The 19,714-nt window shown below is 51.3% G+C and carries 10 protein-coding genes and 1 pseudogene; 7 read left to right on the forward strand and 4 right to left on the reverse strand.

From position 1 onward, the window contains the following. Positions 1–6: 6 nt before the first annotated feature. On the reverse strand, positions 7–1,119 hold the full coding sequence (locus OGX95_RS04225; protein ID WP_286628422.1) for an MBL fold metallo-hydrolase: 1,113 nt from the start codon (positions 1,117–1,119) through the stop codon (positions 7–9). Positions 1,120–1,308: 189 nt separating this feature from the next. Between OGX95_RS04225 and OGX95_RS04230 the strand changes: the two genes are divergently transcribed. The 4 genes from OGX95_RS04230 to OGX95_RS04245 all read left to right on the forward strand — a co-directional run bounded on the left by OGX95_RS04230 (position 1,309) and on the right by OGX95_RS04245 (position 4,340). Next, positions 1,309–1,890 carry a TetR/AcrR family transcriptional regulator gene (locus tag OGX95_RS04230; RefSeq protein WP_286628423.1) on the forward strand — a complete coding sequence of 194 codons (582 nt, stop codon included), beginning with the start codon at positions 1,309–1,311 and terminating at the stop codon, positions 1,888–1,890. Next, complete coding sequence (locus OGX95_RS04235; RefSeq protein ID WP_286628424.1) at positions 1,890–2,258, forward strand: MmcQ/YjbR family DNA-binding protein; 369 nt, start codon at positions 1,890–1,892, stop codon at positions 2,256–2,258. The genes OGX95_RS04230 and OGX95_RS04235 overlap by 1 nt, the downstream gene beginning before the upstream one ends. 119 nt (positions 2,259–2,377) lie before the next feature. Further along, positions 2,378–3,031, forward strand: a complete 654-nt coding sequence (nfsB, locus tag OGX95_RS04240; protein WP_286628425.1) for an oxygen-insensitive NAD(P)H nitroreductase — start codon at positions 2,378–2,380, stop codon at positions 3,029–3,031. 64 nt (positions 3,032–3,095) lie between these two features. After that, positions 3,096–4,340 carry a mechanosensitive ion channel family protein gene (locus OGX95_RS04245; protein WP_286628426.1) on the forward strand — a complete coding sequence of 415 codons (1,245 nt, stop codon included), beginning with the start codon at positions 3,096–3,098 and terminating at the stop codon, positions 4,338–4,340. A gap of 54 nt (positions 4,341–4,394) precedes the next feature. On the opposite strand, the gene pheP is transcribed toward OGX95_RS04245, so the two are convergent. The 3 genes and pseudogenes from pheP to OGX95_RS04255 all read right to left on the reverse strand — a co-directional run bounded on the left by pheP (position 4,395) and on the right by OGX95_RS04255 (position 7,220). After that, a complete protein-coding gene (gene pheP / locus OGX95_RS04250; RefSeq protein ID WP_286628427.1) occupies positions 4,395–5,789 on the reverse strand; it encodes a phenylalanine transporter in 1,395 nt (464 codons plus the stop codon). Between the two features lie 170 nt (positions 5,790–5,959). Beyond that, positions 5,960–6,028: pseudogene (locus OGX95_RS22980) on the reverse strand (hypothetical protein); the annotation flags it as partial. Positions 6,029–6,137: 109 nt separating this feature from the next. Further along, entirely contained in the window at positions 6,138–7,220 is a 1,083-nt protein-coding gene (locus tag OGX95_RS04255; protein WP_286628428.1) for a YncE family protein, read from the reverse strand. Positions 7,221–7,520: 300 nt separating this feature from the next. On the opposite strand from OGX95_RS04255, the gene OGX95_RS04260 reads away from it, so the two are divergent. The 3 genes from OGX95_RS04260 to OGX95_RS04270 all read left to right on the forward strand — a co-directional run bounded on the left by OGX95_RS04260 (position 7,521) and on the right by OGX95_RS04270 (position 19,549). Continuing rightward, positions 7,521–8,696: a coiled-coil domain-containing protein gene (locus OGX95_RS04260; RefSeq protein WP_286628429.1), complete on the forward strand. Its 1,176-nt coding sequence runs from the start codon at positions 7,521–7,523 to the stop codon at positions 8,694–8,696. A gap of 738 nt (positions 8,697–9,434) precedes the next feature. After that, complete coding sequence (locus OGX95_RS04265; RefSeq protein ID WP_286628430.1) at positions 9,435–10,013, forward strand: LuxR C-terminal-related transcriptional regulator; 579 nt, start codon at positions 9,435–9,437, stop codon at positions 10,011–10,013. A gap of 197 nt (positions 10,014–10,210) precedes the next feature. Then, positions 10,211–19,549: an autotransporter outer membrane beta-barrel domain-containing protein gene (locus tag OGX95_RS04270; RefSeq protein WP_286628431.1), complete on the forward strand. Its 9,339-nt coding sequence runs from the start codon at positions 10,211–10,213 to the stop codon at positions 19,547–19,549. Positions 19,550–19,714: the final 165 nt, after the last annotated feature.

Genomic DNA, 19,714 nt, shown 5'->3' on the forward strand with positions numbered 1-19,714 from the left:
CTCTGTTCATTGCGTTGCCTGCTGCCACCAGGCCGTAAACTGTTGGTCCGGTTCGGACAGTACTACCGGCTCACCCAGCATCGGCGTCAGCAATCGGTAATGTTGGCGGCGACTGGCGAGTGCCAGTCTTTTGTATGGATCATCCCAGGAGTGTTTCGCCAGAACGAAGCGACCCGCATGTCCGGGTAATACCGCTTTCGCGCGGAGATCGGCCGCGGCCTGGGCGGTCTCTTCTGGCATCATATGGATGAACTTCCAGTCCTGGTCATATTGACCATTTTCCATGATCGCCACATCGACCGTGCCGAACTGTTCGCCAATCGCTTTAAAATGCGGTCCGTAACCGGAGTCTCCGCTGTAGTAAACATTCTGTTCCGGCGTTTCAAACATGAAACTTGCCCACAGCGTTTGGTTACGTTTAATCCCCCGGCCAGAAAAATGGCGGGCAGGCAGTACATGGACGATCAGTGAATCTGTCACTTTGACGGATTGATTCCAGTCACGTTCCTCAATGATCTCGCTGTTCATTCCCCAGTAACGCAGGTGTGAACCTACGCCAAGCGGTGTAATCACGCGCTTAATCTTCGGCATCAGAGCCTTGATGGTGGCGAGATCCAGATGGTCGTAGTGATCATGCGAGATAATAAGAAGATCGATTTCCGGCATCGTCTGCGCGGTCCACGGATACTCACCGGCAAAGGCTTTATTCAGGAATGAAAACGGTGCGGCATAATGGCTAAACACCGGATCAATAAGAATACGCTGGCCCGCCAACTGCAAATACCACGAGGAATGCCCCAGCCAGACAAGGGTATCCTGCTGTGGCGATAAACTGGCGAGATCGGTCGCAACCAGTGGTAACGGCTGTGCAGGCCGCGCGTTTTCTCGTTTCGCGACCAGAAACTCCCACCAGGCCGCCAACATACCTTTGTTGCCGGTATAGCCCGGGGTCGGGACCTGATTATGAAACTGTCCATCACGATAGTGTGGCGACTGTTCAACCTGACTCAGTTGTGCTCCTTGCGGCACCTGACCAAATCCGGCATTGAATACAAACGGTAAACTTGCTGCAGCGGCAATGAGCATAATAACAACCACACAAACTGTGAGACGCTTCATATCCTGACCTTAAACGCGCCCCTTTCCGCTGGATTGCGCGACTGACTCTTGATTATGAGTGAGTAAGCACTCATTATAGAAATCGAAAGTTCGTCGTCAAGATGATTTTCAATCTTTGACATTCGCCGTTGCGGTGCGGTAAAGGCCGTGATTCAATCATGTTTTTTACAGAATTAAGGGTAAAGTGTAGTGGCTCGTCCGAAGAGTGAAGACAAAAAACAGGCATTACTGGAAGCTGCAACCGCAGCATTTGCACAATCAGGTATTGCGGCCTCTACCGCCGTTATTGCCCGGAATGCAGGTGTCGCAGAGGGAACATTGTTTCGCTATTTCGCGACAAAAGATGACCTGATCAACGAGCTTTATCTCCATTTAAAGCACGATATGTGCCAGTCGATGATGGCCAATCTGGACCGTTCAGTGACCGATGCCAAAACCATGACTCACTACATCTGGAACAGCTATATCAGTTGGGGTCTGAACCATACTTGTGGGCATCGTACTATCCGCCAACTGGCCGTCAGCGAGAAAATCAGCAAAGAAACCGAACAGCAGGCTGACGATATGTTCCCGGAACTGCGCGATTTATGTCATCGTTCCGTTCGCCCTGAATTTATGTCTGACGAATATCGTGCCTTCGGTGATGGGCTTTTTCTTTCACTTGCCGAGACAACCATGGAATTCGCCGCCCGCGATCCTGCCCGCGCGAATGATTACATTTCGATGGGGTTTGAGGCCATGTGGCGCGCACTCACCCGCGAGGAAAAATAATGAACGGCCAAACGCTGCATGCTTGTGCTAAACGTATTGCACTCGAACTCCCTTTTACCGAGCAATGCTGGCCGTTCGGCCCGGAATACGATGTCTTCAAAGTCGGCGGTAAGATTTTTATGATTGTCTCAGAGCAGCGCGGTCGTCCGTTGGTTAATTTGAAGTCAGACCCACAAAAATCGCTGCTGAATCAGCAGATTTACCGCAGTATCGAACCGGGCTATCACATGAATAAAAAGCACTGGATATCCGTCTACCCCGGCGATGATATTAACGAGTCATTACTGACTGACCTGGTGAACGACTCATGGCATCGGGTGGTAGACGGCCTGCCGAAGCGGGATCAAAAACGCCTGCGGCCTGGCTGATTTATCGTTAGCGTCGATAAGTGTTTTTGCATTTTTCGGTCTTATCATTTTCCCGCTAACCCTGTACCCTGCTGAAACAAAACGCACCCGCAGGGTACGAAAAACCACCAGGAGTAGTTATGGATATTGTTTCTGTCGCCTTAAAACGTTACTCCACTAAGGCATTCGATCCGAATAAAAAACTGACCGCTGAGCAAGCAGAAAAATTAAAAACACTGCTGCAGTTTAGTCCGTCCAGTACCAACTCTCAGCCGTGGCACTTTATCGTTGCCAGCACTGACGAAGGAAAAGCGCGGGTGGCTAAATCCGCAGCTGGCAGCTTTGTGTTCAACGAACGTAAAATGCTGGATGCTTCACACGTCGTGGTGTTCTGCGCCAAAACGGCGATGGACGATGCGTGGCTGGAACGCGTGGTGGATCAGGAAGAGATTGATGGTCGTTTCGCAACGCCAGAAGCCAAAGCTGCCAACCATAAAGGCCGTACATTCTTTGCCGACCTGCACCGCAAGGAACTTAAAGACGACAACCACTGGATGGCGAAACAGGTGTACCTGAACGTCGGTAACTTCCTGCTGGGTGTTGCGGCGATGGGCCTGGATGCCGTACCGATTGAAGGCTTTGATGCGGCCATCATGGATGCAGAATTTGGTCTGAAAGAAAAAGGGTACACCAGCGTTGTTGTAGTCCCGGTGGGTCATCACAGCGTAGAAGACTTCAACGCTGCCCTACCCAAATCACGTCTGCCGCAAGAAACGACGCTGACAGAAGTCTGATCCCCACATTTGCATAAGCTCCACACAGCGGTCATCATAGACCGCTGTTTATTAAGGAGACATTATGCAGGAATTGATATCTCAGGTAGAAGACCTCGGCATTGAAATGAATCACACCACCTCGCTGGTGATGATTTTTGGCATTATTTTTATCACCGCCATTATTGTTCACGTTATTTTGCACTGGGTGGTATTACGCGCATTTGAAAAGCGCGCCAACGCCAGCTCCCGCCTGTGGCTACAAATCATCACGCAGAACAAGTTATTTCACCGACTGGCATTCACGCTGCAAGGTATCATTGTCAATATACAGGCAGCCCTCTGGCTACAAAAAGGCAGCGAAGCCGCAGAAATATTAGTCACCTGCGCGCAGCTGTGGATCATGATGTACGCCCTGCTGTCAGTATTTTCTCTGCTCGACGTTATTCTCAATCTGTCGCAAAAACTTCCCGCCGCATCACAACTGCCGTTGAAAGGCATATTTCAGGGCATCAAGTTAATCGGCGCGATTATCGTCGGCATTCTGATGATTTCCCTGCTGATTGGTCAGTCACCGGCCATCCTGATAAGCGGTCTGGGTGCGATGGCCGCCGTCTTAATGCTGGTATTTAAAGATCCGATCCTCGGACTGGTCGCCGGTATTCAGCTTTCAGCCAACGATATGCTCAAGCTGGGCGACTGGCTGGAAATGCCGAAATATGGTGCCGATGGCGCAGTTATTGATATCGGCTTAACCACGGTAAAAGTCCGCAACTGGGATAACACCATCACCACTATCCCCACCTGGTCGCTGGTATCAGACTCGTTTAAAAACTGGAGCGGGATGTCAGCTTCCGGTGGTCGACGCATTAAACGCAGCATCAGCATCGATGCGACCAGCATTCATTTTCTCGATGAAGATGAACGCCAGCGATTGCATAAAGCGCACCTGCTGAAACCCTATTTAACCACGCGTCACCAGGAAATCAGCGAGTGGAACCAGCAATTAGATGCGCCGGAGTCCGTATTGAACCATCGCCAGATGACCAATATCGGCACCTTCCGCGCTTATCTGAACGAATATTTACGCCACCATCCGCGCATTCGCAAAGATATGACATTAATGGTGCGCCAGCTTGCACCAGATGACCACGGTTTACCGATTGAAATTTATGCGTTTACCAATACGGTGGTGTGGCTGGAATATGAAAGTATTCAGGCTGATATCTTCGACCATATTTTTGCCGTCGTCGAAGAGTTTGGTTTACGCATTCATCAATCCCCTACCGGAAATGATATTCGCGCACTGGCAGGCGTTTTTCAGCGTTAATCGGTAGCATGAAGAAAGGACCGATCTCATCACCAGGATGAGATCGGTTAGATATTAGCGGGACTTGCAACGCAGCAGTTTGAATGCCACGAACAGGAACAGGATCCACACGGGCAGCAGGATAGCGGACAGGCGCATATCATCCATGGTGCACATCAGCACCAGAATCATGCCGAGGAAGGCGATGCACAGGTAGTTACCCGCCGGATACAGCAACGCTTTAAACTGAGTATCACGCCCCTTATGACGCATTGCTGCCCGGAAACGCAGGTGCGCCAGACAGATCATAATCCAGTTCAATAGCAGCGTCGCAACCACCAGCGCCATCAACAGACTGAAGGCTTTTTGCGGCAACACATAGTTGATCAGCACCACCAGCGACGTAATCGCGCCGGAGAGAATCAATGAGTTCACCGGTACGCCACGACGGCTGACACGGGTTAAGAACTTCGGCGCATTTCCCTGTACCGACAGGCCAAACAGCATGCGGCTGTTCGAGTAAACACCGCTGTTATAGACCGACAGCGAAGCCACCAAAATGACAAAGTTCAGCGCAGATGCCACCACGTTGCTGTCAAGATTGTGGAAAATCATTACGAACGGGCTACTATTCGATTTGACTTCCACCCACGGATACAGCGCTAACAGCACCACCAGTGAACCGATGTAGAACAGCAAAATACGATACACCACCTGGTTTACCGCTTTCGGGATGCTTTTTTGTGGGTCCTGCGCTTCGGCAGCAGTAATCCCGATCAGCTCCAGACCACCAAACGAGAACATAATCACCGCTAACGACAGGATCAGTCCGTTCCAGCCAGTCGCAAAAAAGCCGTTATAACGCCAGAGGTTATCGATGCTTGCATGTTCGCCACCGTTGCCGGAAAACAGCATCCAGATACCAAAGCCAATCATGCCGATAATCGCCAGGACTTTGATCAGCGCAAACCAAAATTCCGTTTCGCCATACAGACGCACGTTGACCAGGTTGACCGCATTGATAATCACGAAGAAAGCCGCGGCCCAAATCCAGGTTGGGACATCAGGCAGCCAGTACTGCATATAAATTCCGGCTGCGGTGAGTTCTGCCATACCAACCAGCACAAACATCACCCAGTAGTTCCAGCCAGACAAGAAACCCGCGAACGGCCCCCAGTATTTATAGGCAAAGTGGGCAAACGATCCCGAAACGGGTTCTTCAACCACCATTTCGCCCAACTGACGCATAATCAGAAAAGCGATGATTCCGGCAACACCGTAACCGAGTAATACAGCAGGTCCCGCCATCTGAATAGCCGGGCCGATTCCCAGAAACAAGCCTGTACCAATTGCGCCGCCCAGCGCAATTAACTGAATATGGCGGTTTTGCAACCCCCGCTGAAGCGTCGGTTCATTCGTCGACGCGGCATCAGACACGCTGGTGTCAGATGCAGTTGACGCGTTTTTCACGCCCTACCCCTGTGTGGTTTTTATTGAAGGGGCTTCTTTTAACATTTCAACCTGGTTGTCGCAAGGCGCAATCGTTTGGATACGCCGGGCATCCTTGCCCAACGCACCGAGGCCCAGGAAAAAAATCAGAAGTCGTAACTGGCAGAAACCTTCAGCGTGCGTGGCTCGCCCTAGAACAGATAAGTCCCGGTATCATCAATACCTGACCAGTAATTCTCGTTGGTGACGTTATCGTAGCCTTGTACCGCCTGCACGCTCGCATCATTGGCGACAACATCGGCTACGGTCTTAGCTTGCTGATCAAAGTCTGACGACGTTGCCGGAGAGCGCTCCGGAAACGTGTTGTTATTATTTATTCAAGTCGATACGCACCACGTTATCTGGCGCGGAGGTGGAGTGGTCTTTATTGAATTTCTGTTTCACTGTGACAAACAGGGTTTGGCTATCAGCAGAGAGCAACAGGCTGTTTGGATTGGGGAGGAGATCCCAGCTTTTTTTCACGCTGTAATCCGTTGCATTCAGGCTAAGCAATTTCCCGGAATCACGCTGGGTAATATAGATTTCATTACGCTTCGCATTGAATTTCACCGCCAGCGAATCCCCGATATCCAGTTGTTTAAGCAGCTTGCCCGTATGAATATCCAACACCAATGTCGTTTTCGCTTTGGAATTGTCGGTGACAAACAGACGACCTGTTTGCGGGTCTTCCGCCATATTCAGCAGCAATGCGGGTTTATCGCCCAGCGGCTGCCAGCGTTTTTCAACGCGCTGAGTACGCGGGTTGATAACCAGAATTTCACCACCGCCATTTGCCGCATAAATACGCTGTGTCATTTCTGAGTAATGCAGCCCGGTCATCCATTTACCCGTGTTTTTAATCCGGGTTTTTAGTTTCAGCGTTTCAGCATCAACAACCCAGATCACCGCTGGATCGGCAACGGCGCCGATATAGAGCAGACCGTTATGCAACAGTACCTGCCGCGCGCCGTACGGGAAACCTTGCGCGTTACGTTCCGGGAACAGCACACGATTCTTCACTTTGCCGTCTGCGGTATTCAGCGCGCTTACCCCTCCATCCAGGGAGTTGGTGACATACACTGTTTTACCGTCTGGCGAGAGAGCCATACCAAAGTTTTTCAGATCGGTGTGGCTCAGACCGATGGTCTTCAGCGTTTGCGGATCCAGCTTGTAAACGACCCCACCCTGTACATCTTTGAACCCTTCCGCACTGGCAACGTACAGCGCATCACCCGCTGGGCTCAGCGCCATCTCATACAGGCCGTCGGCCAGTGCGCGCTGCTGAATATCCGTTGCTGCCGGTGCGATTGTTTTTTCCTGCGCCACCGGGTTACTGGCTGGCGTGGCGTTAGCTGTGCAGCCGCTTAATGCAACGGCAGTCAACAATGCCAGAGCGGATGTTGTTTTTTTCATTGTCGGGATCCTTACCAGTGTTCACGCAGATTGTTAATGACAAAAGAGAATGAGAACTATACGCATTATCTTTATCAGATCAAGAATAATTAACCGGTGAATAAAAAAGATGAAACGAGGGTTTAAAGACGCGAAGAAGTGCGCGGTAGTACCGCTTTTTCATAATTACAGTGAATTATTCTGGACGAAAAGGCATCGCAGGCCACAGAATGCACTTTACTGTTTTTCCAACATTTTCAAACGGGTGAAGCTGTCGTGGTTCAGTCACTCTTTTTTGAACCACGCCAGGCAACGACTGTCATGAATAAGATCATTAAACGACTTGAGATCGTCAAAAGCGCTATCGAACTGGAAGATGAAGAGATTATTTTCCAGCAGTTGGCGCATCTGAAAAATGAACCTTTGCCAGTCATTCCCGGCGCCATCGTGCAGGCGATTGAAGAACGACGTTTCGGCGATGCCCTGCGTGAAATTACGCACTGGCTACAATCCCAGCGCGCAGTATCAACGTGGCAGGACCCCGGCATTGCCGCCAGTAAGCTCGAACTGAAAGCGCTTGAAACCCAACTGCGTGATCTGATTGATAAGCGCAACACGCGTATTCAAATCCTCGATGATTTCAATGACCTGTACCATCTTCGCCTCGGACCGTTGATGAGCCGGATTCTCGAACTGCGTAAGCAGTTGGCTGCCAGTGCGCAACGGAGGCAGGAAGCAGAACGAAAACGTCGGGAAAAAGATTATCAGTCCTGCCAGCACTATATTTCACAGGCCGTTGATCAACTGGCGAAACTCAAGCAGCACTGGGTAAATCTGAGTTCGGACTCCCGCGAATCCGTGGAAACTCGCCAGCGCATTCAGCAACAGACTGAGCTTATCACCGCCCTGCTGGCGGAAATTCGTGAACTTGAAAACGACTTTTCTCGCCAGGACGACAGCGCAACCCGTCAGGCACAGGAGGAAGCCAGCCATGAATATGATGAATATCAGGAGCAACAGCAGGATGCTCAGCACCGTTACACCCGCGACCAGCGGCTTTCAACGGATGAACGTAATGAATTAAAACGCCTGTGGCGTCAGGCCAGTCGTCTTTGCCACCCTGACGTGGTAGCGGATGACCTGAAAGAGAAAGCCCATCAGATGATGGTGCAGCTTAATCAGGCACGACAAAATGCCGATCTGGCCGCGGTCAGGGCCTTGCTGACCCAGTTACAAACCGGACTCGAACCGATGATGGCAAGTGACCGGTTAAACGATCTGCAGCATTTACGTAGCAAGATTCAGCAGCTCAGGGAGCAAATTAATGCACTGCTCAAAGAGATTCGCGATCTGGAAGCGGAAAACGCCTGGCGTCTTGCCACTTCAGTAACCGACAAAGAGGCCTACTTCTCCGATCAGCAACGGGCACTGACGGAAATCCGCAATACGCTGGAAATGCAAGTACAACAAGTGGAGCAAGAGCTATTGGCTGGCTGAGAAAATGAGCGAACAAAAAGCGGGCAAAAAAGCGGCTGCAAGACTGATTTTTAGATTAAGCACGAAAAGCTCATTTTAGATTAAATACCCAAAAAAACCACAAACATAAAGAATATAAATCTAAATTATTTTCATTTGCAGCCCATTAATTCAAATTAAACAATATTTTCTTCTCAAGAACATTGACCGCCTTCCCTGTCCGGCCTTTGATTAAGAATTCTCCTGGTTATTTCCTTCCCTGTTAAGAAAATCACATATCCGTTTGAAATTAATAGCAATTAACAATATCCCCCTTCTAAACCTATAGGAATCCCCTGTCATTATCGAATCGGTGGACACTAAACCTCGCCGATCAATAAGCGAAATCTATCAATGTTCTTCACAGAGGTGATATAAACGATTTATCTTAAATTTTAACAAAGTGTAATATCCACTTTAAGAATAGTTAATGATTTAAATAAAGACAGATAATACCTGTTGATATCCGAATAAATAAGGATGCGTTCAAAACAAAGAGCAAAATATACCCATCATACTTCAAGTTACATATGCGTTGGCTGCGTTAGTTCACCTCAGCCACATAGTATCTGTACGCCTGGGAATTTACCTCCCGGACTTGCTGTAACTGGAATTAGTTAGGGCATACGAGTATTAATTAACATTTCATGCATCGCGAGAAACTCTTTTTTAAATAAAAAAAGAGGCGACTGCTTGCACCAAAATTTCAAGGAGATCGGTATGTCTAAAGCTATTTTTTTGGGTGACTCAATTTACCCCTGGCTAGGCATGCGAGAAATCCTACGTGGCTCATCATTATATATTGATATCGCGTACCACTCCTCCCAGACGCTTTCTGCCGTCCAAACGCTATCTCATGAAACGGATTGCATCATTATTAACCCTGACAAATCAGATTTTTTAAAATATGCCAGGATTATCCGCAACATGGCTTTAAGACCATCCACAACGGTCATCGTTTTAGCCGATGAAACCACTTTTTCTATTTTTCAAACTGTTTGCGGAATGGCCCTGCAGTTCCTGGATCAGGACACCAGCCTTGATCAGCTATTGCAAACAATCACTTGTATCACAAAAAACAAAAAGCCACGCAATATCAAAGAACTACAAACAAAAATAACGGCCAATGAATTCAACGTGATGATGATGTTAGCCCGGGGGTGGTCACTGACACAAATCGCCGGAGTATCGAAAAAAAGTGAAAAAACAATCGGGGCGTACAAAAGCAACATTGCCAGAAAGCTGGGTAAAAGTAATACCCGGCTCAAGTACACCATTTCTCACTATAGCCAGCCGTAACTGACTTATTTAAGGATAGTAATCACGGTTAATTATTAACAGGTTTTCTTTCGGCTCGTTTTTTTAATTCCGCATAGCCCGGAAGGGATCTCTATTTTCGAAAATCGACATACCGGGTAGCACATCCGCGTGCCAACCATAGCCAACAACTCAACGTATTAACACATACATAACAGGAATGTAAACGAGGGTTATATATGAATAAGGTTTACAGCATTATTTGGAACGCGGCACTCGGCATCTGGGTTGTCGTCTCTGAATTAACCAGAGGTAAGAAAAAAAGCAGTTCACGTAAAACTGTTGCCGTATTAGCGGCTGCCGCCTTAATGAGCACGTCCCCCCTCATGGCGGCGGATGTCACCGGCGATCACGATATTTCTGTCGATTATAATAATATTGTCATTCAGCCTGGTACAAATGACGACGTTCACAATGATGGTTTCCTCTACCAGAACACTACCAACGGTGCAGTGTTAAACGTCACCGGCGCATTGCCGAAGATAGAGCAAGGCCAAACCGGTATTGTCGAATCGGCGACTATTGAGCAGCTGCTGCAGCAAAAAAAGATCACCCTCACGGCGACCATTGGGGGCGTTACCACCCCGATTACAACCGTTGAAGAACTGGCAAAGTATTATTACAACCAGCCAAAGACGACGCCTGCGCAAGATGACAAAATCACCGTCATTGACCCTGCAATACAAGCCCCGGCAGATATGCAGGTCTACAACACCGATGAGCTGGTTCGCTATCTGACCAAAACCCCGTTAGATGGCATAACGTTAAACACCTATGACGCTACCCTGTCTAAAATCTATAACAACTTTGGCATTGCGCAGGCCAGCAACGGTTCAACGGCCAATCTGAACATTGGCAACGATCAGAAGAATGCCCGCGATGCTGAAAATACCATCAAGCTTCTTGCCAAAAACAGCTCTTTGCTTGAAGCCAGCGGCACAGGTAGCCAGGTTAACTGGATTTCCGACAACTACATCTCCTTTGGCGCCGCACCTGTCGTCCCGAACGAAACCTTTAATGGTTCTCAGACAATGGACCAGTTCGGCAAAGTGTTGACTATCGATACCTACGGATACGATAGCGACGGTAATGCGGTGAAAACCGGCACCCAGGAATTCGACATCACCAATACCCAGGAACTCGGCGACTTTAACGACTGGTTACTGGGTGAAAATGATGCCGCAGTCCTGAATACTCAGGGGCAAAAGGTAAGCCAGTTGCAACTGATGCTGGATGCCAATCGCGCCACCATGTCCCTCAAAGACGTTGAAGACTGGTATGCAAACCTGATTAGCAGTGTTTTGCAATCTGATACGGTAACCGGTTCGGTTGACTGGGATTATCAAGTCTGGGCTGATGGGAAGAGTCATACCAATAACGCCACGATCGGTAATACCGAGCTGCACGCCGTTTATGCGCATGGCGCGGGCGCAACCGGCACAGTGACAAAAGATTCAGTGCTGGCGGTAGACGGTAGCATTAATGGCGTGATGAAAGGCACGGAAGGCGCCATCATTACGAACCAGGGTTCTCTCAACGCATTGCGTACTTCCACAGGTCACAGTCTGGCCATCGGTATGCTGGCGGAAAACGCCACGGCAACCAACACCGGTACCATTAACTCCGGCTTGTTCATTGATAAAGATGGGCGACAGACCCTGAATAGCTATGGTGCTATCGGTATGCAAGGCAAAGGAACCAGTACCGTTACCAACGATGGCATCATTAACCAGGCTATCACAACGGGTAACTATGGCACCGCCTCAGCGGCCAACCCATGGGATACCGACACCACGGTAACAAAGCCAATTACGCTGGCCATCGGGATGCAGTTATCGGGGGATTCTGTCGGGGTTAACAACAAAACGATCAATGTGGTGGACGGTAACGCCGACGGAGCCTCGTTCGGGAAAGGTACAGCCTACGGTGTTGAAGTGGCCGATAATGCAACCTTCAAGAACAGCGCGGACGCCACGATTTATCTCGGCCGTGATGGTTCCAACCTCGCCCAGGATGTTGAATTAACTGGCGGCTCCAACCTCAGCGCCGGTATCCATGCGCGCGGTACAGGGACTGTGACTAACGCAGGGAATATTACCCTGGGTACCGGTGTACGTAACGCAGCAGGCATACTGGTTGCTGGCGCGACCGGGGATGTCATCAACTCCGGTGTTATCTCGGTCAACGGTAAATCATCCGGGCTGCAAAATTACGGGATGTCGGTGCATAACAGCGGTGCAAATGCCGGTCAGACTATCCGTAATGACGGCCAGATTGATGTTAACGGCAAGAATAATATCGGTATTCATGTCCGTGCAGACAGCACAGATGCCAAAGTCACCACCAGCCAGTCCGGTCAAATTACGGTGGATGGTGAAGGCGGAACCAACGAACGTAACTATGCCATTTGGGTCGAAGGCTCCGCCGGCAAGCAGGCGGTTGCTGATATCTCTTCCGGTATTACACTAAAGGGTACCGGGGACATTGGGGTACACGTTCGCGGCAGTGCAACCGCGAATATCAATAACGACAGCAGCCCTGTGTTTAACAGCACCGACCAGATAGGTTATTTCTTATACGGTGCCAATGCCGTTGCCAATATTGGTAAGACGGAGATGAATGATAATGGCCAGGCCAATACCACTATCTTCCGTATTGCTGAGGGCGCTAAATTTGCCGGTAACAGCAACGATCCGATAACCGGCACGGCTTCTGATCTTAAACTGACACTCAGCGGTAATAACTCTGTAGGTGTGCTGGGTACCGGGAATAACACTGTCGTTCAAACCGGTGAAGCGACCTTCAACGTCGGGGGTAAAGGCGCATCTGCCATTGTGATTGAAGGCGGCGCAAACGGTAATATCAGCGATAAAACCACCATCCATTTGACCGGTGAAGAGACCACCGCCGGGATTGTTGACGGCCAGGCGCATAATTTAAACGGCTCCACCCAGGGTAATCCTGTCGAAACGACCCTTATCTCTGACGCCAGCATTACCTCTGATGCCAGCGGGAAAAAGGTTATCGCTTACGTGGCGAAAAATCTGGGGAATATTATTCTCGATGCAAAATCGCTTATAGCTCTCGACAGTGTCAACAGCATCGGTGTCGATGTGCAACAAGGCGGACGTTTAACCAATAATTCATCCAGCGATTTGCATGTCAGCAACGGTATTGGCGTACGCGCTTCGGGTGCCAATGCGCAGATCAAAAGGCTGGGGAAAATCAAGGTTGACGATGGTACAGCAGGCGTTCTGCTGACAAACGGCGCCGAACTGGACATTACTGCCTCAGCCGGTGATTCCATCATCACCAATGGCACCGCCGACGGTATACGCCTGGATAAGGATGCCGGTTCACTGACGGCCAGAGGCGTTAGCATCAGCGCGTTGGGTACGGGTGCGGGGATCCAGAACGACGCCAACAGTAGCGACATTACACTCAACGATGTGACCATCAATGCCAACGATGGCTCTGGTATCCGTACCAGCGTTGCGCTGAATGTAAAAGATGGCGCAAACAATACGTTGAATGTGACAGGCAACGGAACCGGTTTTGCTTTTGAACAACGCGACGGGAGCGCCGTGACGGGCGATCTGAATATTGGTACCGGCTATACCGTGCTCGTACATAACGCGGCAGGTAATGCCACGGGTAGTGGGATTCGTGCGAATACTGACGGTAATGTCACGACCAGCGCCGATATTACCGTGCAGGACAGCACCGGTGATTCAGCCATTATCGCGAAAAATGTTAAATCGCTGACTAACAATGGGAAAATCATCTCTGGCAGCATCAATGGGCCGGTGATTGATGCCAGCGGTGCGAACAGTAAAACCATTACCAATACTGGAACTATCCGTGCCGCCAGCGATACCGCCGTGGCCATTCAGTCCGGTGACGGTAATGACACCATCAATATCAACGGCATCGAAACGGTCGGCGTCATCAACACGGGTGCTGGCACCGATACCGTGAACTGGTCGAAGGGTACCTTTGCAGGCGAAATGAATTTCGCGGGAACCGGCGGAAACAATAAAGCCAATATTGGTAACGTAGATCTGAGCAATACGCGCCATATCATCACCGCAGCAGGCGCAGGTAACGCCCTCACCTTCACGAACACGCATGGCACGGGTGCCAAAATCGGCAGCCTGAGTAGCGATAACCTCAGCACTGGCACCAATATCGGCGCAGGCTGGGATTCACTCACGCTTTCAGGCTCCCAGGCCGATATGCGCATCGTTGATCGCCTGACGCTGACAAGCAAAACCATCGCCGTCAACAACGGTGCAACACTGCGTACTGGCGACCACGGTGAGTCCAGCAGCAATGCCGCCACCATTGGCGATTACAACATCACCACTAACAATGCAGCCAGCAAAGTCATCTTTGATACAACGGGCGACAATAACCAGGCTCAAATCTATAACGGCACCATCAGCGGCAGCGGGAAATTTGAACGTGCGGCGGGCGGCACCACAGTATTTACCGCCAACAACACCTATACCGGATCCACTACCATTGATCAAAGCGGCACGCTGCAGCTAGGTTCGGGCGGAGATACCGGGGAAGTCAGCGCCGTGTCGAATATTATCGATAACGGCATACTCACCATTAATCGCGCCAATAACGTACTGCTCAACGGCATTATTTCCGGTATCGGTGCGTTACAACAAATCGGCGGCGGGATCACGCGTCTGGGCGGGAACAATACCTATACAGGTGATACTACCGTCACGAGCGGCGCACTGTTGGTCAATGGGAACCAGAGTGCTGCTACGGGTATCACCACCGTCAGCAATGCTGCCACACTGGGTGGTAATGGCATTATCGGCGGCAACGTGTTGATGAACGATGCCACAACGATTAGCGCTGGTGACGGCGGTGCAGGTACGTTATCCATTAACGGTAATCTGCAGCTTGGCAACAAAACGACTTCCGCTTTCGAGCTGGGCCAGGCCTATACACCGGGTGGTAAGCTTAATGACCTGATCAACGTCAAAGGCGATCTGCAACTGGACGGGACTCTGGATGTCACCACGTCATCGGGCGGGAGTTTCGGTCCCGGTGTGTACCGTATTTATAACTACGGCGGCACGCTGAATAACCAGGGGCTGGATCTGGGCACAATCCCGGACAGCCAGGATAAGAGCAACGTCTTTGTCCAGACCTCCATCGATAAGCAGGTTAACCTGGTCAACGCCAATGGCGTCACCCTGCAATTCTGGGACGGTGCGACCGTGAACCAGAGCCACGGCGCAACGGGTATTGAAGGTGACAGCAATATTGATGGCGGCGATGGTAAATGGATGGCGATTGGCAGCCAGGGCGATAACAACTGGACGACGGCAACCGGCGACGGCAATGCGCCGTGGGCACAGAAATCGTTCGCCGTCTTTACTGGCAACGCCGGTACTGTGACCGTCGATAATGCGGTGGGTGAAGTCAACTTCTCCGGGGCGCAGTTTGACGCCGATGGCTATGTCGTTAAAGGTGACGCACTCAATGCCTATGCCACCACAGAAAATGCGACGCACGCAGGCCAAACGCCAGGTACCGGCGAACTGCTGCTGCGCGTTGGGGCCGGTGGTGCGGGTCAAAACTATACCGCCACCATCGAATCCATCATCCGTGAAGCCAGCACCAGCGATAAGCTGACACTGGTGAAAACCGACCTCGGTCGTCTGATCCTGAGCGGTGATAATGAGTATCGTGGCGGTACCCGTATCGATGGCGGTACGCTGCAAATTTCTTCGGACACAAACCTCGGACAAAGCGGAACGGGTCTGGAGATTAACAACGCCTCAACCTTGCAACTGGGTGCAGATTTAAGCACCGATCGCACCATCACGCTGGGCGCAAATACTGATGCAGAAGTGTTCGACCTGAACTCACACCACTTCACCCCAACCGGCGATATCACCGGTGACGGCAAACTGAAAATCACCAGCAGCTCCAGCGATGCGGACAGTACGCTGACGCTCGACAGAGCGAACAGCTACAAAGGAGAAACCGAGGTTGCCGGTACGGGTAATGCTAACAATGTGACCGTCAACGTCAGCAAAACCGGTGCCTTTGGTAGCAATACGAGCAGCACCGTTACCGTTAATAAAGGTGCGACAGTAAACGTCAGCGGCACAGACACCAGCCTGCAATCGCTCACCATGAACATTGCCGACAGCCTGCTAACGCTGGCTGACAACGTCACTGCCGCAAGTGCCAAACTGAATCTGACCGGCAAAGCGAAAGCGATATTAACGCAGGATTCCACCGCCGGTGACGCAACGGTTAACGTCGGGGAAGACAGTACGCTGGCGCTGGAAGACAACGCCAGCGGCGGCAGTGCCGATGTTACCAACAGCGGATTGATGACCTTTGCTGACCTGGCAATGGCTGAAAACGCCGTTGTCAAAAACCAGGCTGGCGGTATGGTCGACATCAGCGCGGTGAACAGCGCAACATCCATCGGTTCGTTGTCCGGCGCAGGTAACGTTGAGCTGGGTAATAAATCCCTGTCTCTGGGTAACCTGAACTTTGATGACACCATCAGCGGTGTGATCAGTGGCAATGATGGCAATCTGGTGAAAATCGGTACCGGCACGTTGACCCTGGAAGGCGACAACACCTATACCGGCACCACCAATGTCGACGAAGGTGTGCTACTGGTGAACGGTAATCAGTCCGCCGCTACCGGTCAGGTCACGGTGAAATCCGGGGCGACGCTCGGGGGTAACGGTATTATCGGCGGCGCGGTTGATGTTCTGGACAACGGTCATATTACCGCCGGAGCTACCATCAACAGCGTGGGCAAACTGACCACCGGTTCTCTGACGCTCAGCGATAACGCACAACTGGACTACCAGTTCGGTCAGGCTTATACCCCAGGCGGAGCCTTCAATGACCTGATTGATGTGAATGGCGACCTGACGCTCGACGGTAAGCTCAACATTGAGACGTCACCAGGCGGTAGCTTCGACGTGGGTGTTTATCGCGTCATCAACTACACCGGCACATTGACCAACAATGTGATGGATATTGCTAACGCGCCGGAAGCCGCAGACAGCCTGTACGTACAAACCTCGGTTAAAAACCAGGTTAACCTGGTCAACCATGCCGGGCTGACGCTGCGCTTCTGGGACGGCACCGGCGGTGAAAATGGCGAGCTGAAAAATAACGGCGTCATCAACGGCGGTGATGGTATCTGGCAATCCAGCCAGGGGAACGACAACTGGACGACGGATGAGTCTACGCCAGAAGGCGCGCTGAATGCACCGTTTACCGATGCCGCATTTGCCGTCTTCCAGGGGGAAGCCGGTAATGTGACCGTCGATAACAGCAAAGGCGACGTCATCATCAGTGGCGCGCAGTTCGCTACCGATGGTTATCGCGTGGGCGGTGAAGCCATCACCACCGATACAGCCAATACGCTGATTCGCGTCGGCGATGGCACAGTAGACGGCATCAACTATACCGCCACTATCGACAGCGTGATCCGCGGCACTGGCGGTTTAAATAAAGGCGACCTCGGGACGCTGATTCTCACTGGCGATAACACCTACAGCGGTGGGACCACGATTACGTCAGGTACGTTACAAGTGGCAGGTGATACCAACCTCGGGGCAGCAGAGACCGGGATCACCTTCAACGGTGGTACGCTGAAATATGGCGACGCGTTTGATACCGCGCGTCAGGTTACGCTGGAATCCGGCGGCGGGACATTCGACACGAACGGCTATGATGTCTCCCTGCTGACGGAAGTCGAAGGTAACGGTCAATTGACTAAAACCGGCAAAGGCGTACTGACGCTGACGCTGGATAATACTTACACCGGCGGTACGACGATTAACCAGGGCGTATTACAACTGGGCAACGGCGGCAATATCGGCAGCGTGCAGGGAGATATTGTTGATAACGGTATTCTCAATATCGATCGTGCCGATACGCTGGAATTAACCAGTAATATCAGCGGTGAAGGTCAACTGTATCAGACGGGTAGCGGCACCACCGTTCTGCAAGGTTCCAATACCTACAGCGGCGCAACATTAGTTGCCAACGGTGTCCTCGAGGCCGGTAATACCGATACGCTGAGCTCAGCATCACATCACTATGTTGCGACAAACACGACGCTGAATACACAGGGTTACGACCAGACGGTAGCAGGACTCAACAACGGTGGTGATGTGTCGCTCATCGGCCAGCAACCTGGCACAACCTTAACCGTCAAAGGGGATTACACCGGCGAAAAAGGCACCATCAACATGGCGGCTATCCAGAATGGTAGTGGCGCAGGTATTGCCGACCGCCTGATTATTGATGGCGGTAAAGCCAGCGGCAGTACGCTGCTGAATGTCGACGGTTCAGGTCTGGGCGCCCCGACGGTCGGCGACGGGATTGAAGTGGTTACGGCGCTCAACGGCGCAACCACCACGGCGCAAACCACGCGGGATGCTTTCCATCTTGCCTCTGAACGCATGGCTGCAGGTGCTTTTGAGTATCAGTTGCAGGCAGGGAACGCGCAAGGTCAGGGTGAAAACTGGTACCTGAGGAGTGAATATCGCCCGGAAACCATGCTGTACTCCGGTCTTGCCAGCGTGGTTCGCCAGGGCGACATCAGTCTGTTGGGCAACATGCACCAACGTATGGGTGATGAGGTTAAACCGGGTATTGATGAAGACAACCGCGCATGGGCCAGAATGATTGGTTATTCCGGTAAAACCAAACTGGATGATGCAGTCGGTACGCAAACCAGCTCCCATACCATGGGTATTCAGGTCGGCGTCGATATGTACGCCAATGAAAGCTGGAAAGCCGGTATGTATACCAGCATTCTGGATATCGACAGCAATGTGAAAGGTACGAAGACTGGCAGCGACGGCAAAGGCGGTAATATCGACGACAACGCGTTTTATGTTGGCGGTTATGCCACCTGGTTCTCGGGTGACGGTATGTATGTCGATAACGTGCTGCAATACGGGAACCATAAATCCCGTCTGTCGGCATCGGGTAACAACGGCTCTTACACCGTCAAAGGCAATACGCTGACGGCCTCAACTGAAGTGGGTAAAGCATTCCGTTTAGGTGCCAGCGCCTGGAGCCTGGAACCGCAGGCCCAGCTGATCTATCAGTACAGCGATTTCGATAACAGCACGCTGGATGGTGTAACCCAAACGAGAGTGAATATGGACACTGCCGATTCATTTACCGCGCGTCTGGGCGTGCGTCTGGTCGCGGACTACGACACCAACCATGGCAAATTCCAGCCATACGGCAGGGTCAACGTCTGGCAGGGTCTGGGCTCTAAAGATAAAACGCACTTCAGCAATGCGGTCGCCACTACCACGCTGGAATCGTCACAGCAGTACTCCAGCACCGAGGTTGCGGCGGGTCTGTCGTGGTCTATCGACCGTAATCTGCAGGTCTACGGCGAACTGGGGACACAGTTCAGCAATGGCAGCAATAAATCGCAGGTTGAAGCCCCGGTCAATGCGTCCATTGGCTTTAAGAAATCGTTTTAAGCAGGCATAAACTCGCAAGCCCCCTGTTCACAGGGGGCTTTTTTTGTCGGTCCAGAATACAGCACAGCCTGATACGCAGCACTTATCACGCCTACGGATTTGCGTTCGTTCTTGCAGGCCGGATAAGGCGCAGGCGCCGCTACCCGACAACGTGAAAGGATCCAG

Source organism: Citrobacter sp. Cu233 (assembly GCF_030332225.1).
Lineage (GTDB): Bacteria > Pseudomonadota > Gammaproteobacteria > Enterobacterales > Enterobacteriaceae > Citrobacter.

Excerpts from the sequence above, each read along its gene's own strand:
- OGX95_RS04225 (WP_286628422.1), bottom strand. The coding sequence starts at position 1,119 with ATGAAGCGTCTCACAGTTTGTGTGGTTGTTATTATGCTCATTGCCGCT.
- OGX95_RS04235 (WP_286628424.1), top strand. The coding sequence starts at position 1,890 with ATGAACGGCCAAACGCTGCATGCTTGTGCTAAACGTATTGCACTCGAA.
- nfsB (WP_286628425.1), top strand. The coding sequence starts at position 2,378 with ATGGATATTGTTTCTGTCGCCTTAAAACGTTACTCCACTAAGGCATTC.
- OGX95_RS04245 (WP_286628426.1), top strand. The coding sequence starts at position 3,096 with ATGCAGGAATTGATATCTCAGGTAGAAGACCTCGGCATTGAAATGAAT.
- OGX95_RS04255 (WP_286628428.1), bottom strand. The coding sequence starts at position 7,220 with ATGAAAAAAACAACATCCGCTCTGGCATTGTTGACTGCCGTTGCATTA.
- OGX95_RS04260 (WP_286628429.1), top strand. The coding sequence starts at position 7,521 with ATGAATAAGATCATTAAACGACTTGAGATCGTCAAAAGCGCTATCGAA.
- OGX95_RS04265 (WP_286628430.1), top strand. The coding sequence starts at position 9,435 with ATGTCTAAAGCTATTTTTTTGGGTGACTCAATTTACCCCTGGCTAGGC.
- OGX95_RS04270 (WP_286628431.1), top strand. The coding sequence starts at position 10,211 with ATGAATAAGGTTTACAGCATTATTTGGAACGCGGCACTCGGCATCTGG.